This is a genomic window from Pararhizobium sp. LjRoot255 (genome assembly GCF_964252905.1).
In the GTDB taxonomy this organism is placed as follows: domain Bacteria; phylum Pseudomonadota; class Alphaproteobacteria; order Rhizobiales; family Rhizobiaceae; genus Pararhizobium.
In genome coordinates this window covers 2293516-2317406 of the sequence record NZ_CAXUPQ020000001.1, presented here as the reverse complement: position 1 = coordinate 2317406, position 23891 = coordinate 2293516, and the positions used below count along the sequence as shown (strand labels likewise).

Below are 23891 nucleotides of genomic sequence, written 5' to 3'. Positions count from 1 at the left end.
CCCTCAATTTCCCCGGCAGGGTAAATCTCGCTCCATATAGACGGCTTGGCCGCCATAGCTCTCGAGCGTCGCGGCCAGTGCATCATCCATGCGAACCGAAAAACCTTGCCGCTCCCAAAAACCCTGCGATCCACTGACCGACACCAGCGCCAACGTCCGGTAACCTGCCCGGCGCGCCTGCTCGGCAAGCAGCGCCGAAACCGTGGCGCCAGCGCCGGAGCCACGCGTACCCGGCAGCAACGCCAGGTCGTGGAGATACCATATGTCCGCCTTCACCGGGATCGCACCCAGTTGCGTATCGATCGGCGGCGGCGCGCGGCGGATCCACGGATGGCTGAGAACATAGCCCGAAACCACGCCGCCCCTTTCGAGGACGAAACATCCTTGAGGGCAAAGAGTGAGCCGTTCCAGAAGCACATCATGCGCCTCGGGCTGAAGGGCATGGGCGATGCACTGAATGTCATAGATGACGCGAATGTCCGCCAATTCCGCGGGACGCCAGACCGTGATTTTTTCGTTCATGCCATTCACTCTCGTCAACGACAGACGCGCCGGAGATCAATCCGGCGCGTCTCTATTCCCGTCCTGGGAGTTCATGCGCGCTCAACGCGGCGCGTATCGGGGCTCACTCGACGTTGAACACCAGTTGCTTCGCCTGGCGGATTGCCGGGTTGGCACGCAGCTTGTCGAGTACGTCTTCCGAAACCGCACCATCAACATAAAGGAGCGCGATGGCATCCGAGCCGGCGTGGTGGCGACCAAGCTGGAAGTTGGCGATGTTGACGCCGGCATCCCCCAGCGTCGTGCCGATGAAGCCGATCATGCCGGGAACGTCCGTGTTGGTGATATAGACCATGTGATTGCCGACATCGGCATCCAGGTTGATGTCCTTGATCTGGATGAAACGCGGCTTGCCATCGGAAAAGACGGTGCCCGCGACCGAGCGCGTCTGGTTCGCTGTCGTCACCGTCAACTTGATGTAACCGTCGAAGACCCCCGACTTGTCGCGCTTGACCTCGGACAGGATGATCCCCTTTTCCTTGATCATCACCGGCGCCGAAACCATGTTGACGTCGGAGACCTGGCTGCGGATGAGGCCCGCGAGAGCCGCACTCGTCAGCGCCTTGGTGTTCATGCCGGCGGTGGCACCATCATAAAGAATCTCGATTTCCTTGATGGCACTTTCCGTTACCTGGCCGACAAAGGCGCCGAGAACGTCGGCAAGCTTGATGAATGGCTTCAGGATCGGCGCTTCTTCAGCGGTGATCGACGGCATGTTGATCGCGTTCGAAACCGCGCCCTTGACCAGATAGTCCGACATCTGCTCGGCGACCTGCAAGGCGACATTCTCCTGCGCTTCCGTGGTGGAAGCACCGAGATGCGGCGTGCAGACGACATTCGGCAGGCCGAACAGCGGGCTTTCCGTCGCGGGCTCCACTTCGAACACGTCGAAACCGGCTCCGGCGACATGACCGGACTTGATGGCGTCGGCGAGCGCGTGCTCGTCGACCAGACCGCCGCGGGCACAGTTGATGATGCGCACGCCCGGCTTCGTCTTCGCCAGTGCCTCGCGGTTGAGGATGCCGCGCGTCTTGTCGGTCATCGGCACATGCAGGGTGATGAAATCGGCCTGAGCGAGAAGTTCGTCCAGCTCGACCTTGGTGACGCCCATTTCTTCCGCCCGTTCCTTCGAGAGGAAGGGGTCATAAGCAAGCACGTGCATCTTCAGGCCGATGGCGCGGGCGCAGACGATGCCGCCGATATTGCCGGCGCCGATGACGCCGAGCGTCTTGCCGGTGATCTCGACACCCATGAACTTCGATTTTTCCCACTTGCCGGCCTGGGTCGAGATATCGGCCTGCGGCAGTTGGCGGGCGACGGCAAACATCAGCGCGATGGCATGTTCAGCTGTCGTGATCGAGTTGCCGAACGGCGTGTTCATGACGATGATGCCGCGGCGCGAGGCGGCCGGGATATCGACATTGTCGACGCCGATGCCGGCGCGCCCGATGACCTTGAGGTTCTTCGCAGCCGCAATCAGCTTTTCCGTCGCCTTGGTGGCGGACCGGATGGCGAGACCGTCATAATTGCCGATGATTTCGGCGAGCTTGTCCTTGTCCTTGCCGAGCTTCGGCTGGAAATCGACTTCGACGCCGCGATCGCGGAAGATCTGGACGGCAGTTTCCGATAGTTCATCGGATACGAGTACGCGAGGTGCCATGAGAGGCCTCCATTGGTTTCGTCAAAAATGAAAAGGGGTATGGGTGACCGCGCCCTGTGGCGCGGTCAGAAGCCAGTCAGGCCGCAGCCTGGGAAAGCGTCGCCTTCTGGGTCGCGAAAGCCCAGTCGAACCAGGGCATCAGCGCCTTCAGGTCGGCGGTCTCGATGGTCGCGCCGGCCCAGATGCGGAAGCCGGACGGGGCATCACGGTAGGCGCCGATATCGTGGGCAACGCCCTGCTTTTCAAGCAACGCCACCATGCCCTTGGCAAAGGCGTCCTGCCCGGCAGCATCGAGGGCCGCGACGTCGTTGTCGACGATCTTCAGGCAGACCGACGTATTGGACTGCGTTTCTTCCACGGCAGCCAGGTTGGCAATCCAGTCCGTCTTGGCGACGAAATCGTGGATGACTTGCGCATTGGCATCGGCCCGCGCCATCAATGCCTTGAGGCCACCAAGCTGCTTTGCCCAGTTGAGCGCATCGATATAGTCCTCGACGCAGAGCATCGATGGCGTGTTGATCGTCTCGCCTTGGAAGATGCCTTCGATGATCTTGCCGCCCTTCGTCATGCGGAAGATCTTCGGCAGCGGCCAGGCTGGCTCATAGCTTTCCAGCCGCTCGACAGCGCGCGGCGACAGGATGAGAATGCCATGTGCTCCCTCACCGCCGAGAACCTTCTGCCAGGAGAAGGTGACGACATCGAGCTTGGCGAAATCAAGTTCCTGGGCGAAGGCCGCCGAGGTCGCGTCGCAGATCGTCAGCCCCTCGCGGTCGGCCGGGATGAAATCGGCATTCGGAACGCGGACGCCGGAGGTCGTGCCGTTCCAGGTGAAAACCACGTCGCGGTCGAAATCGAGCTTGGAGAGGTCCGGAAGCAGGCCGTAATCGGCCACGATCTTGCGGGTGTCGGGGAGCTTCAGCTCCTTGACGACGTCGGATACCCAGCCGGAGCCGAAGCTTTCCCAGGCGACCATGTCGACGCCGCGCGGACCGAGCAGCGACCAGAGCGCCATCTCGACGGCGCCGGTGTCGGACGCAGGCACGATGCCGATCCGGTAATCCGCCGGCACTTCCAGAACTTCGCGGGTGAGGTCGATGGCCTGCTTCAGCTTGCTCTTGCCAACCTTGGCACGATGCGAGCGACCGAGTGCTGCATCAGAGAGCGCGTCGAGCGACCAACCGGGACGCTTCGAGCAGGGGCCAGAAGAAAAATGGGTGTTTTGCGGACGAATGTCCGGCGTAGCAGGGGTCGTCATCTGAGCTATCCTTCCAGATAGAAAGCCTCTCGTTAGGGAGAGGTGGCCTGCCGCCGTCAATATTGCGGACCGGGAAGGAAGTCAACACACTTATGTCGCTGCTGAAAAGATTTTTGGCGCTGATAGCATGGTAGGCGGAACTAGGTCCTAACCTACCACAACGCCAGCCGCAGACCTGCGCGAACTTCATGGCGGCCGAGACCGTCGTCGCGTCCGCTTGTATCGCCGCTGCCGAACATGTCGCCGTCGGCAATCTGCGAGTAGCGGTAGCCAATGTCGAGCTTCAGCCGCTCCGTCACGTCATAGGAAACCCCGGCCATCAGCGCATAGGTCAGGCGCCAGCTGCTGTCGCCGTCGAAAGACTGCGTGGCGGCGGCGCCCGAGCAGGCGGCGGCGCCTGCGACGCAAGCGGTTGTCAACGAGACATCGCTCCAGCGCAACTGGGTCACGCCGAGACCGGCACCAAGATAGGGCGTGAAGCCGGCCAGCGTCGCGAGATCGACATAGCCGTTCGCCATGATGCCGGTCGCCCTGTAGTCGGCACGTTCGCTTGCGGCACAAGAGGTCCCGGCGGCCTCGCCGGCGCAGGGAATGTCCGCCTCACCCGAACCGTCGAACCGCCCCTCGAAATAATCGCCAGTCAGATCGGCACGAAACATGTCGTTGAACTGATAGCCGACACCCAGGGAGCCGGAGAACGGTTTGCCGAAGCGGGCGTCGTCGAAAGAGGCCGTGTCCGTCGTGCCGGTCCCGGCGTCGAACAGACGAAGCGACGGATCACCCTCTTGCGTCCAGCCAGCGTAGCCGAGATCGCCGCGCAGATAAAAACCCTGGGTTCCGGTTTCCGCCGCCGAGATGGTGACTTCCGGCGCATCGAGCAGATCGTCCGCCGCCATCGCATGACCACCGGCAAAAAGCAGCGCCAGCGCGGATGCATGGAGAAGAATGTGCCGCATCGTGTCGTCCTTGGGAATGCCTTCAGCGGCAGGGAATCAACCCTTCCTCGGCCGCGTTTACGAGCGTTAACTATCGCAGCCCCAGGTTAACCGGCGGTTAACCATGCTTTTTAACCAGGATGACGCAGGAATAGAATAAGGCCGCCCGGAAACCGGACGGCCTTTGAAATCAGAGATTCTGGTTCAAGGTTACTTGTAGACCACAGGCTCGACCGGCGGATCATAGACAGGGTCGCAATTTTCGCCGAACGCATAACGCAGGCCCGCACGGCCTTCATGCAGATGGAACCCCTTGTCGTAACCCGGGCCGCCGTTCGAAGCAAATCCGAACATGTCTCCGCCTTCGACGCGGCGGTAGCGATAGCCGACATCAGCCTTCAACGCGCAGGTGAGATCGACGGAGGCACCGAGCATCAGCGCGTAGGTAAAGCGCCATGGGTCCTCCCCGTCATGCTCGATCGTTGGGTCGCAATTGGTCGGATCTGTCGTATCGCAGCTCGTGTTGCGCAGGTTGCTCCAGTTAACCTTCGTGCCGCCGAGACCGCCACCGGCATAGGCCGTAAACGAACCGTAGCTCCAGAAATCGACATAGGCGTTCGCCATCAGGCTCCAGGCCGACATCGACGAAACGTCCGTCGAAACGCAGGAGACAGCCACGCCACACGAGCCGGTCGTGCTGCCATGGAAATCGGACTTGCCAAGATAGTCGAGCGTCACGTCCGTGCGCAGATACTGGTTGATCTGATAGCCGACGCCGACGCCGAGCAGGTAGGAATTATCGACTTCAGCGGAATCGAAATCCTCCAGGTTGCTGTTGGAGCCCTGGAAATAGTGCGCGCCACGCAGATTTTTTTGGGAGAACCCCGCATCACCGCGCAGATACCAACCGCTGGACGCAGCGACGGGTACCGGCTCTTGGTAAGGCTCCTGCGCCTCTACCGGCTGCTGATAAGGCTCCTGCGCGAGCACCGACGTACTGACGAGCAGAACTGCCGCAATGCCACTCCAAATCCTCTTCATGGCCTCACTCCAATATTTTTTGTTGCTTGGTCAGCCGAGACAGCGACCCAACGTAGGATGTTGAGGATGATCATGAATAAGAAAGGTTAAGGCCTAATTAACTACAAACATTTACCGTAACTATTAATAGGTTTGCTTGTCGACAAAGCAACGCCCGGTATTTTCCTAACAATAGATAAAAAAGGCCGGGCATGACCCGGCCTTTCTCGATGTGTCGGAAATCGATAGGTGTCAGGCGACGTTGCGAACGGCGCTGATGACGCTGATCAGGTCGTCGACGATGCGTTCGACCTGCTCGCGGTCGTCACCCTCCGCCATGACCCGGATCAGCGGTTCGGTGCCGGACGGGCGGATCAGCAACCGGCCGTTCTTGGCAAGCTCCGCCTCCGCGTCGGCGATTGCCTGACGAACGGTGACGTTTTCGAGCGACATGCCGGACGAAACCCGGACGTTCTTCAGAACCTGTGGTACCGGGTCGAAACGGTGGCACACTTCGCTGACCGATTTTCCCTGACGCTTGACGCAGGCGAGAATCTGCAGCGCGGCGACAAGGCCATCGCCGGTGGTGCCGAAATCCGAGAGGACGATGTGGCCCGATTGCTCGCCGCCGACATTGAAGCCGTTTTGGCGCATGTGCTCGACCACATACCGGTCTCCGACCTTGGTCCGATGCAGGTTGAGGCTGCGTCCCTTGAGATAGCGCTCGAGGCCAAGGTTGGACATGACGGTCGCTACGATGCCATCGCCGCTGAGCATGCCTTCGGCTGCCCAGCTGTCGGCGATGACCGCCATCAACTGGTCGCCGTCGACAATCTTGCCGTGCTCGTCGACGATCAGCACGCGGTCGGCATCGCCATCGAGCGCGATGCCGATATCGGCGCGAACCTCATGCACCTTTTTCTGCAACGCTTCCGGATGGGTCGATCCGCAGTCGAGGTTGATATTGATGCCGTTCGGCTCGTTTCCGATCGTCACGACATCGGCACCGAGCTCCCACAGTGCGAGCGGCGCAACCTTGTAGGCGGCACCATTGGCGCAGTCGATTGCGACCCTCAGGCCCTGAAGCGTCACGTCGCGCGGCAGAGTGCGCTTGGCATGTTCGATATATCGATAGATGTCGCCTTCAACGCGCTTGGCCCTACCGATTTCCTGCGACTTGGCGAGCTGTGCCGTCATGTCCTTTTCGAGCAGTTCCTCGATCTGGCCTTCCATCTCGTCGGACAGCTTGTAGCCATCCGGGCCGAACAGCTTGATGCCGTTGTCCTCGAAAGGATTGTGCGAGGCGGAGATCATCACGCCGATATCGGCGCGCAGCGAGCGCGTCAGCATGGCGACGCCGGGGGTTGGTATGGGTCCCAGCAGGAACACATCGAGACCTGCGGCGGTGAAACCGGCCACCAGGGCATTTTCCAGCATATAGCCCGAGAGGCGCGTATCCTTGCCGATCACCACGCGGTGCCGGTGCGCGCCATTGCGAAAGATCGTACCGACGGCAACGCCGACGCGCATGGCGAGATCCGGCGTCATCGGAAACAGGTTCGACTGTCCGCGGATGCCATCCGTCCCGAAATATTTGCGCTTCATAAAAACTCCAATTCTTGTCAAAAGCGCCAGCGCAACGTCAGTCACAGGCCCGCCAGGGAGCCGCTTTTCCGCAACACCGGCTTTCCGGATCGCGTTTGCAGGCACGGCGACCTCAAACTGCGATCATGCGGAAAATTGCGCATGGGTATTTTATTGCCATAAAACCTTCGCAACAACATCCCGTGGTATCATCAGAATTCATTACAGCGCGTTACCAAATTATTCAGGACAAAGAAAACCGCCGCATCTTTCGACGCGGCGGTTTAATTGGCATTTGTGCTCGGTGTCAGCCTATTGCGGCTGCGGCTCGAACCCGCCTTCGGCCTCGTCGCCCTTGTGGCCGACGGACCCATCCTTCTTCACGCCTGCCGACGGAACGGCAGAGCCGCGATGCGGAGGCGAGTCGTCGCCGAGATCGCGCGCCGGCTTTTCGCCGCGGATCAGCGCCTTGATTTCGTCGCCCGTCAGCGTCTCGTATTCGAGCAAGCCTTCGGCGATAGCAACGAATTCGGTGTGCATATCGGTGATGATCCGCTTGGCTTCGAAATAAGCCTCGTCGATCAGGCGACGGATTTCGACGTCGATCTTCTGCGACGTCGCCTCAGAGACGTTCTTGGTCTGAGAAACCGAGTGACCGAGGAAGACCTCCTGCTGGTTCTCGCCATAGGCGACCTGACCGAGCTCATCGGAGAAGCCCCACTGCGTCACCATCGCGCGGGCGAGCTTGGTTGCCTGTTCGATATCGGACGATGCGCCGGAGGTGATGTTTTCCTTGCCGAAGGTAATTTCCTCGGCAACGCGTCCGCCCATCATGATCGCCAGGCGCGACACCATCCACTTGTAGCTCATCGAATAGCGGTCGCCTTCGGGAAGCTGCATGACCATGCCCAGTGCACGGCCGCGCGGGATGATCGTCGCCTTGTGCAGCGGATCGGCAAGGGGCACCTTCAGCGCAACGATGGCATGACCGGCTTCGTGGTAGGCAGTCAGCTTCTTCTCGGCTTCCGTCATGGCGGAGGAGCGGCGTTCCGCGCCCATCATGATCTTGTCCTTGGCGTCTTCGAATTCCTGCATGGTGACGACGCGCTTGTTGCGGCGCGCAGCCATCAGTGCGGCTTCGTTGACAAGGTTCATGAGATCGGCGCCCGAAAAGCCGGGCGTACCGCGCGCGAGAACCTTCAGATCGACATTCGGCGCCAGCGGCACGTTGCGGATGTGCACCTTCAGAATGCGTTCGCGACCGTTGATGTCGGGGTTCGGAACGACGACCTGGCGGTCGAAGCGGCCCGGGCGCAGCAGCGCCGGGTCAAGAACGTCCGGACGGTTGGTCGCGGCGATCAGGATGATGCCTTCATTGGCTTCGAAGCCGTCCATCTCGACCAGCAACTGGTTGAGGGTCTGCTCACGTTCGTCGTTACCGCCGCCGAGACCGGCACCGCGATGGCGGCCGACGGCATCGATTTCGTCGATGAAGATGATGCAGGGCGCATTCTTCTTTGCCTGCTCGAACATGTCGCGCACACGCGATGCGCCGACGCCGACGAACATTTCGACGAAGTCAGAGCCAGAGATGGTGAAGAAGGGCACATTGGCTTCGCCGGCAACGGAGCGGGCAAGCAGCGTCTTACCGGTGCCGGGTGGGCCGACGAGCAGCACGCCGCGCGGAATGCGTCCGCCAAGGCGCTGGAACTTCTGCGGATCGCGGAGGAATTCGACGATTTCCTCGAGGTCCTGCTTGGCTTCGTCAACACCAGCGACGTCATCAAACGTCACGCGGCCATGCGCTTCGGTGAGCAGCTTCGCCTTGGACTTGCCGAAACCCATTGCGCCCCGCGAGCCGCCCTGCATCTGCCGCATGAAGAACAGCCAGACGCCGAGGATGAGAAGCATGGGCAGAAGCGTGCCGACATAGCTGAGAAAACCGGAGGAACCGTCGGTTTCGGGGCGAACCGTCACGGTTACGTTCTTGGCTTCCATGCGTTCGGTCAAAGCCGTATCGATTGCAGGCGCATAGGTCTGGAAGGTCGCGCCGCTTTCAGTATAGGAACCGATCACCTTGTTGCCGGTGATCAGCACTTCCTTGACGCGGCTGCCATCAACATCCTTCAGGAACTGGGAAAAGGGAATATCCTTCGACCCGGTGCGCTCGGTCGGCTGCTGAAACATGCTGAACAGCGCGATCAGCAGCAGGGCAATGATTGCCCAAAGGGCAAAATTTCTGAAATTAGGGTTCATCGAACTCCCCGGAACCTGTGGCAACCCTCAATGATTTGCGGCTGCATTCTTACTTCTAACATAGGGTTGCGCGACGGGCTTGCCAAGGTAAACTCAGGTTCAACCTGTCTTTTCCGTCAAAACATCGTGGACCGGAGGAGCAAGATACCGTTCCCGGCCAAAGAGCGCAGCGATGCTATCTGCCATCATCAGGTCGAAACGCGGCAAAAAGGTGTCGTAAAGGCCGATACTGCTTTCGACCAAGGGCTCATACGACAAGGCGCCCTGCCCCGCCGCAGAGAAGACCGGGGCGGATTTGGCCGCGCGTTTGACAATCGCCTCGGTGAGACCTGCGGCAATCGGTCTCGCCGCAAGTTCCCTGGTGTCGGCACCGCCGGCGACCATCAGTGGCTCTTCCCCGATATTCGAAACAATGAAACGGCCGTCCCAGATCGCTTTCTGACGAGGCCGAACAATGATTTTCGGCAAATTCCTTGCTTCCCGATAGAGATACAGGCCCGAACGGCGGCGGTCGAAAACCACCCGCCCGGCCGTTATCCGGCCATCCGCCCCCTCGGCCAAAAACGCGGCAAGCCGCGCCGCCGTCTCGCGCCCCGGCCGATGTTGCCTGCCGCCGATGACTGCCGTGAGCGACAGGATTGCACGGCGCCAATCCGGATCGGACATATCTCCGGCAAGCGCCGGATCGATCCGCGCGGCAAGCCGCCCGAAGACAGCGACATGCCGCTCCAACAGATCAGCAACGCGTGCGCTGGAGCGGCACCGCGCTTCGGCCGCGGCCACGAATTGATCGACGGCCGGCGGAGCGTCTTCATGGAGCACTTGGCGAACCCGGACGCGCTCGAAGCGAGGATTGGCATTGCTCGGATCATCGAACCAGTCTTCGCCCCGCCGTGTGAGGTAACTGCGGATATCGACCCGGCGCTGCCTCAGAAACGGCCGTAGCACCCAGACGCGGCGATCGACAAGCAGTCCAGCCGCCATTCCCGCCAAGCCTAATGCACCTGGCTGCGAGCGGTCTTTCCGCATCGCAATCGTTTCGGCCTGATCATCGGCCGTGTGAGCGGTCACGATACACTGCGCACCCATCTCCTCCGCGGCGTCAGTCAACAAGACGTAACGCGCCTCGCGGGCTGCAGCCTGAAGGCCAGCCGCCGGCTTTTCGCCCAGCCACCGGCGGGTGACATGGGGGATTCCCCTGTCCGTGCAAAAATGCGCGACGGCACGCGCTTCATCGGCGGATTCCGGCCGCAAGCCATGATCGATGGTGCAGGCAGACAGGGAAAAGGCGGAAAAGCCCCCATGCGCAATCGCTTCGTGCAGCGCAAGCAGCAGCCCTTTCGAATCGCTGCCGCCGGAAACGGCGGCGAGGATCATGCCAGGTATCTTGAAGGCCGAAAGAAATTGTTTCACCGCTTCGACAACGGCGGGCGGCGGAGCGCTATCTGCCTCAGCAGGCAAGGCGGCTCTGTTCGCTGGTAACCTTGGCCTTCACCGCAGAAGAAGCCTTGGGATAGCGCTTGTTGACCTCGCGTAGCGTCGCGCAGGCCGTGTCCTTGTTGTCTAGGGCAGCGAGCGACATGCCGAGCTTCAACAGCATTTCCGGCGCCTTTGGCGACTTGCTGTAGGTCTGGTGCGCATTCAGGAAGGTCTTGGCCGCGTCGTTGAACTTGCCTTGCGAATATTGTGCTTCACCCAACCAGAAGCTGGCGTCGGGGGCTTTCTCGCCATTCGGGAAGACATCCAGATAGTCGCGGAATTCGTTTTCGGCCTGGCTGTAGTCGCCAGTCAGGACATGGCCGTAGGCGGACTGGTAGAGATCGCCGGGATTGTCGAGCGCCGCCGTCTGCTGCTGGCTGTCCGGCGTCTGGTTGATGCCCTGATCGACACCCGGTAGCGTCTCTTCAAGACTGGCCGTGTTTCGATTTGCCGCAACAGGATTGCCGTTCTCATCAAACACGATTTCGCCGAGCGTCGTGGGTGGAGCTCCCGCGTTACCGCCCGCAGTCGTATCCGATCCCAAACCTGCATTGGGATCGGTTGCTGCTGCCTGATCATCCGTTGCCGGCACGCCGGTGGATGCAGTGTCGTTTGAAGCCGGCGTGTCCGCCTGGCTCTTCTTGGTCGAGCCCGACTTGCCGCTTTCCAGGTCCTGGAAACGGAACTCGTTGTCTTCCTGGAACTTGCGGATCTGTTCCTGCATCTGCAGGAGCTGGAAGCTCATTTCCTCGATGCGCCCGTTGAGTGAGCGGATCTGTTCCTCGAGCTGCCCGATGCGTCCAACTTCGCTGGACTGCACTTTGAGCAGCGGCGCCTTTTCCGGCGACTGGGTCTCGCCGTGAATTGCGCGGTTAAACAGTGCGGCAAGCGGCATGGCGGTGACTGTCTGGCCAAAGCCCGCAAAGGCGGTCAGGCCGATCACTCCCGCCACGACAAAATGTTTCATGTCATGTGTCCCGTTTGAATATTCCACTCTCGCCCGCAGCCGGTGCAAATCGGCCTTCGAGTGATTGCCGCACAGTTTTCCAATTGGCCTCAAAAAGCAACGGAGTTCGGTGAAAGTGTGACAAAAAAGAAAGGGCGGCCCGAAGACCGCCCTTTCCATAAGATTTTTCGAATGTCGGCAATTACATGCCGGCGCCACCGAGAACCGTAACGGCGCGGCGGTTCTGCGACCAGCAGGAAATGTCGTCGCAGACGGCGACCGGCTTTTCCTTGCCGTAGGAGATCGTCTTGATCTTGCCGGCCGCGATACCGCGCGAAGCGAGGTAATCGCGGGTGGCAGCAGCGCGGCGTGCGCCGAGTGCAAGGTTGTATTCGCGGGTGCCGCGTTCGTCGGCGTGACCTTCGATCGTGATGGCATAGTTCGGGTAACGCTGCAGCCACTGAGCCTGTTTGTCGAGCGTTGCCTGCGCATCGGCACGGATCGAGGTAGAGTCGGTATCGAAGAAGATGCGGTCGCCGACATTGACCGTGAAGTCCTGCGCCGAGCCCGGTGTCGCTGCGTTCAGGCCGAGTTCGCCAGCGCTGTTCGGCAGATTGTTCTTCTTCGAGGCGCAGCCGGCAATGGCGAGCGTCATGACGAGGGCAACCATGACCGGATTGCGAGCGAGGGTTTGCATGCGGCCTTCGGCCTTGGCGTGAATGCGGCTCATGGGCCGGTCTCCTTGGGTGTCTAAATTCAGGGTTGCCAGACTGTAACCGGAAGCGGTTAATCGACTTTCAACAAGTATGGTTAACAGAGTGTCAAAATACGCATGAAGGCTGCTAGATCAGCCTTTTGCGGCGAGAAAGCGGCGGCCTAGTCACTTTCCTGCCGCATCGCAACAACGCTATTCGAGCAGCGGCGACCAGGCTGGATCGGATGCAAAGCCCTGGGTGGAGATCAGCTGCTCGTTGTAGCCGGTCAGATCGATCGAGTAGAGTTGCGGGCCACCGGCACCGGCATTCTGACGGAAGAACATCAGGACGCGGCCGTTCGGTGCCCAGGTCGGGCCCTCATTGTGGAAGCCCGTCGTCAGGATGCGTTCGCCCGAACCGTCCGGCTTCATCACGCCGATCGAGAACTTGCCACCCGACTGCTTGGTGAAGGCGATCAGGTCCCCGCGCGGCGACCACACCGGGGTCGAATAGGAACCGTCGCCGAAGGAGATGCGGTTCTGCCCGCCACCCGAAGCGCTCATGACGTAGAGCTGCTGGCGGCCGCCACGGTCGCTTTCGAAGACGATCTGGCTGCCATCCGGCGAATAGGAGGGCGAAGTGTCGATCGCGGCCGTCGAGGTCAGGCGCGTCGTCGTGCGCGAACGCAGGTCCATCGTATAGATATTGGCATTGCCTTCCTGTTGCAGGCTCATGATGACCCGCTGGCCATCCGGCGAGAAGCGCGGCGCAAAGGTCATGCCGGGGAAATTGCCGACGACCTCGCGCTGTCCGGTCTCGAGTTGCAGCAGATAGACGCGCGGCTCGTTGCCCTCGAAGGACATGTAGGTGATTTCCTGCTTGTTCGGCGAGAAGCGCGGCGTCAGCACGATATCGTTGGAATTGGTGACCGCGCGGGCGTTGAATCCGTCCTGGTCCATGATCGCCAGCTGCCGCTTGCGCGCCGTCTTCGGACCGCTTTCAGCGACATAGACGATGCGGGTATCGAAATAGCCCTTTTCGCCGGTGATCTGCTCGTAAATGGCATCGGCGATGATATGGGCGACGCGGCGCCAGTTTTCCGGCTGGGTGAAGAACTGCTGGCCAGTCATCTGCTGGCCGCCAAAAGTATCCCACAGACGGAACTCGGCCTTCAGGCGGCCATCGCCTTCCTGGGTCACACGGCCGGTGACGAGCGCCTGCGCATTGATGACCTTCCAGTCCTCGAAGCGGGGTGCCGCGTCCGGATTGGTGATCTTTTCGATGAAGGCTCCCTTGTCGATCGGCGCAAACAGGCCGGACCGCTTCAGGTCAGCCGCCACCACGTCGGAAATCTTCTGCCCCAGTTCACCCTGCAGGAAATCGCTGACGGCGATCGGCATGGGCTCGACATTGCCCTTGTTGATGTTCAGTTCGACGCGCGCGGAAACAGGCGAAGTCGACAATGTGACCACCGCCGCGAGCGCGACGAGAAAACGGAAAAGGTTGCGTTTCAGCATATATCGAAGCCTTTCAGCCATTCATTCATTTCGTGTCATTGGATCATCATCGAGCTCGGATCGAAATTAACGACCACTTCGCTCCACGAGTCGTATTTTTCGGCGGGCAGACCTTGGAACGGCAAGGATTTGAGAATCGCGCGCCGCGCACCGCCGGCAATCGTCCGTCGCGCCGCTTCGGAACCGCCCGTCGCTTCGACCTCGGGCTCGCCTACAAGATTCCCTTGCGGATCAAGCTGCATTGTTACCTTGACCCTGACGTCGCCCGCATCCGCGATGCCGGCGAGGACGGACCAGTTCTTCTGAATCTGGCCGGTGAGCGCATCCATCTCGCTTTGCGACAGGGTGTTGGCCGTTGATTTCGAGGTTCCGAAAGCCTTCTCGGTCTTGCCGCTCTTGGCGCCGCCGTTGGATGGATCCTGCTTGTTGAGGAGGGCTGCGATCTCATCCGAGTTGAAGTCGGATTCCTTGGCCGACGACGCCTTCTTTTTCTCTTTCTTGTTTTCTTCGTTCTTGCGCTCAGGCGTCTTTGCGGTCTGGGCCGGTTGCTCGACCTTCGGCTTAGCCACCGGCGTCGGAACCTTGTCTGGCAACGCCTCAGCTTCGGGATTTTCCGCAGGCTGCTCCTCTGCCGGCTGCTCCTCGGGCTTGGGGTCCGGCTTCACCTCCTGCTTGGGCTCAGGAAGAGATGCGACTTCCGTCGCAGGTTCGGAAGCGGGTTTTTCCTCGGTAATTTCCTTGCTGTCTTCCTTCACCGGATCGGGCGTCGGTAGAGCCTTTTCGGTCTTTTCCGGCGCAGCCGCCGATTCGTTATTGCTCGGCTTGGCATCCGGCTTGGGCGGGGTCTTTATGTCGACCTTGTTCTCGCCGACATGCTCCGCGTTTTCGACGGTATCCGGGCGCTTGGTTGGCGTTACCGACGGAATTTCGGCTTTCGGCGCTTCCTTGTCGCCTTGCTGCAACTTGGTCAACTCTTCGATGGGGACCATATCGACAGGCATTGCCTCGACATCGGCGACCTCGAAATCTGCCGGACTGCCGAGCGAAACCAGCGCCCAGGTCAGCACCAGGGCGTGCAGCACAGCGGATGTGACGAGACTGGTCTTCATCGCAGCGCTCTACTGGTCCTTCTTCGGCTGGGTCACGAGGCCGATGTTCTTGAAGCCGGCCTCCTGGATACGCGACATCACGTCGGCGATCACGCCGTAGGGCGAGGTGGCGTCGCCGCGCACGAAAATGCGCTCGCTATAGCCTGTCGTGGCGATCGCCTCGAGCTTGGCGGCGACCTCCTCGACCGGGATCGGGGTTTCCTGCAGGAAGACCTGGCCGTCACTCTTGACCGAAATGGTGATCGGCTGCGTTTCGGAATTGAGCGCCTTTGCCTGCGTTTCCGGCAGGTCGATCGGTACGCCGACCGTCATCATCGGCGCCGCGACCATGAAGATGATCAGCAGCACCAGCATCACGTCCACGAAGGGCGTGACGTTGATTTCGCTCATGATCGCCTTGCCGCGGCCACGACGGCGGCGTCCGCCGCCCGAGCCCTTCGATCCGCCTACTGCCATACCCATAGCAAATACTCCGTCTCTTCGGCCCGGTTACTGCGCGGCCTGGCGCGGCTGCTGCAGCTTCTCGTCGATCTGGCGGGAAAGGATGGCCGAGAATTCGTCGGCAAAGCCTTCCATGCGGGAGGTGATCTTGCCGGCGTCGGCGGAGAACTTGTTGTAGGCGATAACCGCCGGGATAGCGGCGAGAAGGCCAATTGCGGTGGCAAGCAGCGCCTCGGCGATACCGGGCGCGACAACCGCAAGATTGGTCGACTTCGAACCGGCGATCGCCTGGAACGAGGTCATGATGCCGACGACGGTTCCGAACAGGCCGACGAACGGACCGGCCGAGCCGATGGTGGCGAGCGAACCGAGTCGCGCCTCGAGCGTTTCGGATTCGCGCGAAAGAGTGACGTCCATTGCCCGGTCGATGCGCATCTGCAGACCAATCGGCGAGCGGGCGCCGCGCTCGAACGATTTCTTCCACTCGCGCATGGCGGAAACGAAGATCGCGCCCATGCCAGAAGTCTGCCGGTCCGACAGCGTCCGGTAGAGCTCCTCAAGGGACTGACCCGACCAGAATACCTGTTCGAAGGCGTCCAGTTGGCGGCGTACCTTGCCGTATTTCAGCGTCTTGTCGACGACGATCGCCCAGGTCCAGACGGAGGCACCAATCAGCCCCAGCATCACCAGCTTGACGACGAAGCCCGCTTCCATGAATAACGACCACAGCGTTACGTCCGTCGTCGCCGCAGCCAATCCAACCTGTTCCATAGTCTCAAATCCCCGAATCCAAACACCCGGCAAGAGCAGTCTCATGCTCACAGCCAGGTAGCTCAAACGTCATTGTTGCAAGATTGACCCGGCAGCTGCCGATAACCGGCCTCATGCCGATCTTTAAGCTTCCTGTCTGCCTTCTTGCTTTCAATCTTGGTGAAAGGATGACGTGCACCGCACAAAATCCTAATAGCGGCATTAAGACATCATTATGGTTAAGGGAGTGTTACTTTATTGCGCTGCAATCGCGACGGACGATAGCAGGCGGCAGACCGCTCCGGGAACATTCCACCGCCGCCCGCGTTAGCCGGCCATGAGCGTCAACACACCGAAGAAATCACAAAAACGTCCCGCACGGCCGCATTTCGATCACCGCGACCGCCTGATCCTTGCACTCTACGCGCAGCTCCGGGCCGAGCGGGAAACCCGCGAGGCGCTGGAATGGGCGATCGAGAACGACGCGATATCGCCCGAGGTGCTGCAGGCCATGATGTCCGACCCCGTCCCCGTCATCACCAGCGAGGATGTGGCAGCCCTCGAGCGGCTTCTCGCCCGCGACACGAACACCAGGAACATTTCGCACTAGCCCCCTTGAAACGCAAAAGGTGGAGACATGGCATCGCGTGCATTGTGGAAAGGGCAGTTGCGCCTCTCCCTCGTTTCCATACCCGTCGAGGTCTTCAGCGCGACGAAATCCGGCGCCCGCTTTTCCTTCCGCCAGATCCATGAACCCACCGGCAAGCCTGTCCATTACGACAAGGTTGTCGAGGGCGTCGGTCCTGTGGACATGGACGAAATCGTCAAGGGCTACGAGTACGAGAGCGGCAAATATGTCCTGCTCGAGCCGGAGGAAATCGACGCCGTCAAACTCGAAACGAAGAAGACGCTGGAGCTCGTCCAATTCGTCGATGCCTGCGAGATTTCACCGATCTACTACGACAAGCCCTACTATCTAGTGCCTGCCGACGACCTTGCCGAGGATGCCTATCGCGTCGTGCGCGATGCGCTGCGTTCCGCCGGCAAGGTCGGGCTCGGCCAACTGACATTGCGCGGGCGCGAGTACATTGCCGCCATAAAGCCGTGCGGCGACGGTCTGCTGCTCGAAACGCTGCACTATGCCGATGAATTGCGAAAGGCTGACCCGATGTTCTCGGGCCTTTCCGGCAAGAAGGCCGACGAGGAACTGCTGGAGGTCGCAACCGCCCTCATCGACCGCAAGACCGCCCCTTTCGACGCGACGACCTTCAAGGACAATTATTCGACCGCGCTGAAGGAACTGGTTCAGCGAAAGCTCAAGGGCAAGAAAACCAAGATCGAGGTCGATGAGGAAGAGGACAAGGGCAGACGCGGCGACAATGTCGTCGACCTGATGTCGGCCCTGAAAAAGAGCCTCGAAGGGGGCGGCGGGAAATCCCACGCGCCGAAGAAAACCACGCCTAAGAAAAAATCCGCGTGAGGCACCATCATGGTTCAGCAGAACGATTCCCTGACCGAATACAATCGCAAGCGCGACTTCACCAAGACATCGGAGCCGAAGGGCGCGGCCAGGCGATCCAAGTCGGGCAGACTTTTTTTGATCCAGAAACATGATGCAACCCGGCTGCATTATGATTTCCGGCTGGAATGGAAGGGCGTGCTGAAAAGCTGGGCCGTTACGCGTGGTCCGAGCCTCGACCCGCAAGACAAGCGCCTTGCCGTGCGCACCGAAGACCATCCGCTGGCCTACGGCGACTTCGAGGGCACCATCCCGAAGGAGCAGTATGGCGGCGGCACGGTGATGCTGTGGGACACCGGCTGGTGGGAGCCGGATAACGACCCGGACGAAGGGCTGGAGGAAGGCAAGCTGAAATTCCACACCCACGGCCAGCGCCTGCGCGGCGGGTGGACGCTGGTGCGCATGAAACCACGCGAGGGCGAAAAACGCGAGAACTGGCTGCTGATCAAGGAAGACGACGAGGAAGCTGACCCCGACGGCGAAAGCCTGCTCATGGAAAACCTGACCAGCGTCAAGACCGGCCGGTCGATGGAAGAGATCGCCGCGGGCCGGGGCGAAAAGAAGGCCCGCATCTGGCAGTCCAACAAAACAACTGCCGAAAACGTCAAGGCGGGTGCCGTTGCTACGCAGGAAAAACCGCCCCGCCCGAGCGCAAAGATGCAGACGGGCATAAAACCGGCGTTTCAAAGGCCGCAACTCGCGACGTTGGTTTCCAACGCCCCGGATGGCGATGAGTGGCTGAACGAAACAAAATTCGATGGTTACCGGCTGATGATCGCCATCGGCAAGGGGGGCGTCACCTGCTTCACCCGTACCGGCCTCGACTGGACGGAAAAATTCCCCGACATCGTCGGGGGGTTTTCCGACCTCGATTGCAGGAGTGCACTGATCGACGGCGAAGCGGTCGCCGCTTCCGGAGAAGGCTCCAAATTTTCCGCCCTGCAGAAGGCACTGAAGGGCGGTGGGGAGACGCGGTTCTATGCCTTCGACCTGCTGTCTCTTGACGGCAAGGATCTGCGCAAGAAGCCGCTGATCGAGCGCAAGCGGTCGCTCAAAACGCTGATCGAGACGCTGGGCGGCAGCCGGTCGGTCCAATATAGCGAGCATGTCCAGGGCAACGGCGAGAAGGTTTTCCAGGCCATGTGCCGGGCCGGACAGGAGGGCATCATCGCCAAGCGAGCGGATGCGCTCTATCGCGAGGGACGCGTCGGCAGCTGGCTGAAGATCAAATGCACCAAAAGGCAGGAGTTCGTCATCGGCGGTTATTCGCCCTCCGACAAACGCGGCCGCCCCTTCGCCTCGTTGCTCGTCGGCGCCTATCAGGGTGGCAAATTCGTTTATCAGGGCCGTGTCGGAACCGGTTTCGATGAAGGCACGATGGAAGATCTGGCGTCCCGTTTTGCCAAGCTGAAAATCGAGAAACCCGCTTTCGAGACGGTACCGCGCGAGATCGCGCGTGGCGCCGTCTGGCTCAAACCAAAACTTGTCGCCGAGATCGATTTCACCGAATTTACCGATGATGGCCATATCCGCCACGGGGCCTTCGAGGGCCTGCGCGAGGACAAGGAGGCAACCGCCGTGACACTGGAATCGGAAAAACCTGTCCCGACGACATCCGCTGAGAAGAAAGCGGCCAAGCTCAAAGCGCCCTCGGACGCAACCGCCTCCGCGAGCAACACGACGCCAAAACGCAAGGAAACCGATGCCGAGGGCGATGTGCTCGGCATCCGCATTTCCCATGCCGACCGCCTGCTCTTTTCGGATCCGGACATCACCAAGATCGACCTCGCCCGCTACTACGGCGTCGTTGCCGACCGCATGCTGCCGTTTGCTGCCAGGCACCCGGCCTCGATCCTGCGCTGCCCGCAGGGGCCGGATCATCAATGCTTCTACCAGAAACACGCCGGCGAAGGATTTCCGGACGAAATCCATCAGGTGCCGATCGAGGAATTGGACGGCGACGTGGCCAACTACCTCTATGTCGATAACGCGGAAGGCCTCGTCGCTGCCGTGCAGATGGGCACGGTCGAATTCCACATCTGGGGCTCGACCGTCGACAGGCTCGATGCCGCCGACCGCCTCGTCTTCGATCTCGATCCCGATCCGAGCGTGACATTTGAAACCGTGAAGACGGCGGCCGACGATCTGCGCAAGACACTGGAGGATATCGGCCTGAAATCGCTCGCCATGGTCTCGGGCGGCAAGGGCATACATGTCATCGTGCCGCTTTCCCGCAACGCGCCGTGGGAAGACGCCAAGGCCTTTGCCAAGGCGCTGTCCGTCAAGATCGCCGATCAGGACCCGGACCACTACATCGCCACCATGTCGAAGGCGAAACGCAAGGGCCGCATCTTCATCGACTGGCTGCGCAATGAACGCGGCGCAACTGCCGTCGCTCCCTATTCCATCCGAGCCCGCAAGAGCGGTCCGGTCGCGACACCGGTGACGTGGGAGGAACTCGCCGAACTCGACGCCGCCAACAGCTTCCATATTCCGGATGTCCTCGGCAGGATCGAAAAGGGAAGCGACCCGTGGGCTGAGGCAAAGGACTGGAAACAGAGCCTGACCAGGGCGATGCTGAAAGCGGCGGGTGCCGAGAGCTGATCAGCCCTGCCCCAAAAACTTCTTGCCCAGCGCCTCCGGCAGCCGCCTCGGTCGGCCCTGTCCGTTGATCACGGCAATGATTACCTTGGCGGCGATCAGCAGCGTGCCCTCGCGGCGGATTTCCTGGCCCAGCACCATCTTGGCACCGCCGGCCTTTTCCGTCGTCGTGGTGATCGTCAGAATGTCGTCCATGCGCGCCGGCGCCTTGAAGTCGATTTCCATGCGATGAACAACGAAGACGAGACCTTCGGCGTCCCCCTCGATCGCCAGCGTCGCCTGCTCGACACCCAAAAGCCGCAGATAGTCGGTGCGGGCCCGCTCCATGAAATGCAGGTAGCGGGCGTGATAGACGACGCCGGAGAAATCGGTGTCTTCATAATAGACCCGCTGCACCAGCCGGTGCCCGTGATCTGTCAGTTCGCCGGAAAGCGCGATCAACGTCATTCACAACCTCGGAAGTTTTCTTTTTCCTGTGGCGGAACAAATGCCGTTTGGCAAGCATTGTCGTCCTGTCACATTCCATCCCTATCACCGTCACATAATTTTCCACGTGAAGGAGATTCCCTGCATGAAAATTGCTGTCCTTGGCGGTGATGGCTTCGTCGGCTGGCCGACGGCCCTGCATTTGTCCGATGCCGGGCATGACATTCACATTCTCGACAATCTCTCGCGCCGCTGGATCGATACCGAGCTCGGGGTCCAGTCGCTCACTCCGATGGATTCCATTCAGGAACGAACCCGCATCTGGCACGCCGAAACCGGCCGCCGCATCCATTTCCACCTGATCGATCTCGCCCGCGACTACGAACTCCTGAAAAACTGGCTCGCCGAAAACCGCCCCGACGCCGTCATCCATTTCGCCGAACAGCGCGCAGCGCCCTATTCGATGAAGAGCGACCGGCACAAGAACTACACGGTCAATAACAACGTCAACGGGACCCATAACCTTTTGAACGCCTTGGTCGAGATCGGCCTCGACGCGCATCTCGTTCATCTCGGCACAATGGGCGTCTATGGCTATTCGACCGTCGGCGCCGCAATCCCGGAAGGCTATCTGCCGGTCGGCATCCAGACTGAGGATGGCCGCACCGTCGCCCAGGAAATCCTCTATCCGGCCAATCCCGGCTCTGTCTATCATATGACCAAATGCCTCGATCAGCTGCTGTTCCAGTTCTATGCCAAGAACGACGGCATGCGGATCACCGATCTGCACCAGGGCATCGTCTGGGGAACACACACCGAACAGACCCGCCGCCACACCCAGCTGATCAACCGTTTCGACTATGACGGCGACTATGGCACCGTGCTCAACCGCTTCCTTATCCAGGCGGCGATCGGCTATCCGCTGACGGTGCACGGCACCGGCGGCCAGACCCGCGCCTTCATCCATATTCAGGATTCGGTGCGCTGCATCGAGCTCGCTTTGATGAACCCGCCGCAGCGCGGCGCCCGCGTGGAAATCTTCAACCAGATGACCGAGACCCACCGCATCCGCGACCTGGCGGAAATAATCGCCGGCCTGACCGGCTCCGAGATCGCCTGGTTGCCCAATCCGCGCAAGGAAGCTGCCGAAAACGATCTCGTCGTTCGAAACAAGAAGTTCCGTGAGCTCGGTCTCAATCCGACCACGCTTCAGGACGGTCTGCTTGCGGAAATCGTGGATGTTGGCAAGAAATACGCCTACCGCGTCGATCGCAGCCGCGTCCCTGCCGTTTCGGCCTGGACGAAAGACATTGCCACCAAGATCAATCACGATCCGGAAGGCCGGAGGCTGAAATCGGTTTCATGACGCAATCCGGTTTGGTTTCAGAAGGCATTTCACCTTCCGGTCCCGCCGGATCGTGCAATGCGTTCGTCACGCTCGTGACGAACGCCGACTACGCGATGGGAGCCACCGCCCTTGCCCGCTCCATACGCTTGACGGACACCAGCGCCGATATCGTCGTCCTTCACACCGGCGGCGTGCAACCCGATCGGCTCGTCCCGCTTGCCGGGCTCGGCTGCCGCCTCGTCGCCACCGATCTCCTGCCATTGTCGGACGCCTTCAACGAGCGTCATGCCCGCAAGAATGTCCATGACACTGCCCCTTTCACCAAGGGCCGCAAGCCCGGCTTCCATTCACCGCTCGACAATTTCTGCAAGCTGCGGCTCTGGCAGCTGACGGAATACGACCGCTGCATCTTCATCGACGCCGACGCGCTGGTTCTGAAGAACATCGACCGCTATTTTGGTTATCCCGAATTTTCTGCAGCACCCAATGTTTATGAAAGCCTTGCCGACTTTCACCGGCTGAACTCGGGCGTCTTCGTCGCCCAGCCTTCACGCCGGACGTTCGAAGCCATGCTGACACGGCTGGATGCACCCGATGCCTTCTGGCCACGCACCGACCAGACCTTTCTGCAGAATTTCTTCCCCGACTGGCACGGCCTGCCCGTCACGATGAACATGCTGCAATATGTCTGGTTCAACATGCCGGCGCTGTGGGACTGGGCATCGATCGGCGTGCTGCATTACCAATATGAAAAACCTTGGGAAAAGGACCATCCGAAAGAAGAAAAGCTGCAAGCTTTGATTGATGTCTGGCATGCTTTCTTCACTGGCGAGAACATTCCGACGATCGCCGACCTGCCAAATCCGGGGTCGCCAAACCTCGACTGAATTCAGGAAGTTCATGACCCGCGTTCTCGTTTCCGGCGGCACCGGCTATGCCGGCCGCTTCATCGTCGAACACCTGCTGGAGCGCGGCTATAAAGTCACCGTCGGTGGCCGCACGGCGCCTGAACCGGGTTTCTTTTCGAAGGACGTTCCCTTCGTTCCCCTGATCCTCGATCCCGAAGCAGACCAGATCGAAGCCTTCGACAATATCTACTATCTCGTCCACGCCGCCTTCGATCACCTGCCGGGGAAATATCGTGGCGGCGAAGGCGACGATCCGGACGGGTTCCGCCGCGCCAATCTGGATGGGACCGTGCACTTGTTCGAAACCGCACGCGATGCCGGCGTTCGCCGCTGCGTCTTCCTGTCGAGCCGCGCCGTCTACGGCCCGCAAGCATCCGGCGCCCTGCTGGAGGAAGACATGCTTGCCAAGCCCGATACGCTGTATGGCGAAGTCAAGCTGCAGGCCGAGCGCAGCCTGCTTTCGCTTTGCGGCCATGGCTTTATCACCGCCAGCTTACGGGCTACGGGAATCTACGGTCCCGCAGGTCCGGGCCGCATGCACAAATGGGCTTCTCTTTTCGAGGACTACTTGTCGGGAAAGGCCGTTTCCCCCCGTGTCGGGACTGAAGTGCATGGCGAAGATGTCGCCAAGGCCGTCCGGCTGATGCTGGAGGTCGATACGGTGCGGATCAATGGCGGGACGTTCAACATATCGGATATCCTGACCGGTAACCGCGAAATTCTCTCGATCCTTCAACGGGTCACCCGCTGTCCGCATCCGCTGCCGGAAGCAGCGGAGAGCAAAAGCTACAATCGGATGGGAACCTGCAAGATCGAAGCATTGGGCTGGAGGCCAGGTGGCAGGGACCTGCTACAGCGGACGATCGAACAATTAGCTTAAA

Annotated in this window: 21 protein-coding genes; 6 read left to right on the top strand and 15 right to left on the bottom strand. The window is 60.5% G+C overall.

What is annotated here, in order from left to right; all coding sequences use genetic code 11:
• Positions 1 to 3: 3 nt before the first annotated feature.
• The 14 genes from ACSQ2W_RS11245 to tolQ all read right to left on the bottom strand — a co-directional run bounded on the left by ACSQ2W_RS11245 (position 4) and on the right by tolQ (position 16229).
• Positions 4 to 522 (bottom strand): GNAT family N-acetyltransferase, encoded by a 519-nt coding sequence (locus ACSQ2W_RS11245; protein WP_436086314.1) that lies wholly within the window; start codon positions 520 to 522, stop codon positions 4 to 6.
• A gap of 103 nt (positions 523 to 625) precedes the next feature.
• A complete protein-coding gene (gene serA, locus ACSQ2W_RS11240; protein WP_436086313.1) occupies positions 626 to 2221 on the bottom strand; it encodes a phosphoglycerate dehydrogenase in 1596 nt (531 codons plus the stop codon).
• Positions 2222 to 2297: 76 nt separating this feature from the next.
• Positions 2298 to 3476 carry a phosphoserine transaminase gene (locus tag ACSQ2W_RS11235; RefSeq protein ID WP_436086312.1) on the bottom strand — a complete coding sequence of 393 codons (1179 nt, stop codon included), beginning with the start codon at positions 3474 to 3476 and terminating at the stop codon, positions 2298 to 2300.
• 152 nt (positions 3477 to 3628) lie between these two features.
• Positions 3629 to 4432 (bottom strand): outer membrane protein, encoded by an 804-nt coding sequence (locus ACSQ2W_RS11230; protein ID WP_436086311.1) that lies wholly within the window; start codon positions 4430 to 4432, stop codon positions 3629 to 3631.
• A gap of 189 nt (positions 4433 to 4621) precedes the next feature.
• Positions 4622 to 5452: an outer membrane beta-barrel protein gene (locus ACSQ2W_RS11225; RefSeq protein WP_436086310.1), complete on the bottom strand. Its 831-nt coding sequence runs from the start codon at positions 5450 to 5452 to the stop codon at positions 4622 to 4624.
• 231 nt (positions 5453 to 5683) lie between these two features.
• The gene (glmM, locus tag ACSQ2W_RS11220) at positions 5684 to 7036 is read right to left on the bottom strand and encodes a phosphoglucosamine mutase (protein WP_436086309.1); all 1353 of its coding nucleotides are present in this window, start codon (positions 7034 to 7036) and stop codon (positions 5684 to 5686) included.
• A 291-nt stretch (positions 7037 to 7327) separates the two neighbouring features.
• Positions 7328 to 9271 carry an ATP-dependent zinc metalloprotease FtsH gene (gene ftsH / locus ACSQ2W_RS11215; protein ID WP_436086308.1) on the bottom strand — a complete coding sequence of 648 codons (1944 nt, stop codon included), beginning with the start codon at positions 9269 to 9271 and terminating at the stop codon, positions 7328 to 7330.
• Between the two features lie 99 nt (positions 9272 to 9370).
• Positions 9371 to 10648: a tRNA lysidine(34) synthetase TilS gene (tilS, locus tag ACSQ2W_RS11210; RefSeq protein WP_436086307.1), complete on the bottom strand. Its 1278-nt coding sequence runs from the start codon at positions 10646 to 10648 to the stop codon at positions 9371 to 9373.
• A gap of 73 nt (positions 10649 to 10721) precedes the next feature.
• Positions 10722 to 11717 (bottom strand): tol-pal system protein YbgF, encoded by a 996-nt coding sequence (ybgF, locus tag ACSQ2W_RS11205; protein ID WP_436086306.1) that lies wholly within the window; start codon positions 11715 to 11717, stop codon positions 10722 to 10724.
• Between the two features lie 181 nt (positions 11718 to 11898).
• Positions 11899 to 12426: a peptidoglycan-associated lipoprotein Pal gene (gene pal / locus ACSQ2W_RS11200; RefSeq protein ID WP_436086305.1), complete on the bottom strand. Its 528-nt coding sequence runs from the start codon at positions 12424 to 12426 to the stop codon at positions 11899 to 11901.
• A 177-nt stretch (positions 12427 to 12603) separates the two neighbouring features.
• The gene (gene tolB, locus ACSQ2W_RS11195; RefSeq protein WP_436087754.1) at positions 12604 to 13908 is read right to left on the bottom strand and encodes a Tol-Pal system beta propeller repeat protein TolB; all 1305 of its coding nucleotides are present in this window, start codon (positions 13906 to 13908) and stop codon (positions 12604 to 12606) included.
• A 35-nt stretch (positions 13909 to 13943) separates the two neighbouring features.
• Positions 13944 to 15017, bottom strand: a complete 1074-nt coding sequence (locus ACSQ2W_RS11190; RefSeq protein ID WP_436086304.1) for a hypothetical protein — start codon at positions 15015 to 15017, stop codon at positions 13944 to 13946.
• 9 nt (positions 15018 to 15026) lie between these two features.
• Positions 15027 to 15479 (bottom strand): protein TolR, encoded by a 453-nt coding sequence (tolR, locus tag ACSQ2W_RS11185; protein ID WP_018327843.1) that lies wholly within the window; start codon positions 15477 to 15479, stop codon positions 15027 to 15029.
• Between the two features lie 27 nt (positions 15480 to 15506).
• Positions 15507 to 16229: a protein TolQ gene (gene tolQ / locus ACSQ2W_RS11180; protein ID WP_113004377.1), complete on the bottom strand. Its 723-nt coding sequence runs from the start codon at positions 16227 to 16229 to the stop codon at positions 15507 to 15509.
• Positions 16230 to 16545: 316 nt separating this feature from the next.
• Between tolQ and ACSQ2W_RS11175 the strand changes: the two genes are divergently transcribed.
• Genes ACSQ2W_RS11175 through ligD form a run of 3 tightly spaced genes read left to right on the top strand, consistent with a single transcriptional unit; the run spans position 16546 to position 20331 of the window.
• Complete coding sequence (locus tag ACSQ2W_RS11175) at positions 16546 to 16818, top strand: hypothetical protein (protein ID WP_436086303.1); 273 nt, start codon at positions 16546 to 16548, stop codon at positions 16816 to 16818.
• A 27-nt stretch (positions 16819 to 16845) separates the two neighbouring features.
• Positions 16846 to 17688 carry a Ku protein gene (locus tag ACSQ2W_RS11170; protein WP_436086302.1) on the top strand — a complete coding sequence of 281 codons (843 nt, stop codon included), beginning with the start codon at positions 16846 to 16848 and terminating at the stop codon, positions 17686 to 17688.
• 9 nt (positions 17689 to 17697) lie between these two features.
• Positions 17698 to 20331: a DNA ligase D gene (gene ligD, locus ACSQ2W_RS11165; protein WP_436086301.1), complete on the top strand. Its 2634-nt coding sequence runs from the start codon at positions 17698 to 17700 to the stop codon at positions 20329 to 20331.
• Here the strand turns inward: ligD and ybgC are convergent, their stop codons facing one another.
• Entirely contained in the window at positions 20332 to 20775 is a 444-nt protein-coding gene (gene ybgC / locus ACSQ2W_RS11160) for a tol-pal system-associated acyl-CoA thioesterase (RefSeq protein WP_018327848.1), read from the bottom strand.
• A 124-nt stretch (positions 20776 to 20899) separates the two neighbouring features.
• On the opposite strand from ybgC, the gene ACSQ2W_RS11155 reads away from it, so the two are divergent.
• The 3 genes from ACSQ2W_RS11155 to ACSQ2W_RS11145 are packed head-to-tail and all read left to right on the top strand — an operon-like array spanning position 20900 to position 23890.
• The gene (locus ACSQ2W_RS11155) at positions 20900 to 22120 is read left to right on the top strand and encodes an NAD-dependent epimerase/dehydratase family protein (RefSeq protein ID WP_436086300.1); all 1221 of its coding nucleotides are present in this window, start codon (positions 20900 to 20902) and stop codon (positions 22118 to 22120) included.
• Positions 22117 to 22989, top strand: coding sequence for a glycosyltransferase (locus ACSQ2W_RS11150; protein ID WP_436086299.1), 873 nt, complete (start codon positions 22117 to 22119; stop codon positions 22987 to 22989). The genes ACSQ2W_RS11155 and ACSQ2W_RS11150 overlap by 4 nt, the downstream gene beginning before the upstream one ends.
• A gap of 13 nt (positions 22990 to 23002) precedes the next feature.
• Positions 23003 to 23890, top strand: a complete 888-nt coding sequence (locus ACSQ2W_RS11145) for an NAD-dependent epimerase/dehydratase family protein (RefSeq protein WP_436086298.1) — start codon at positions 23003 to 23005, stop codon at positions 23888 to 23890.
• Position 23891: the final 1 nt, after the last annotated feature.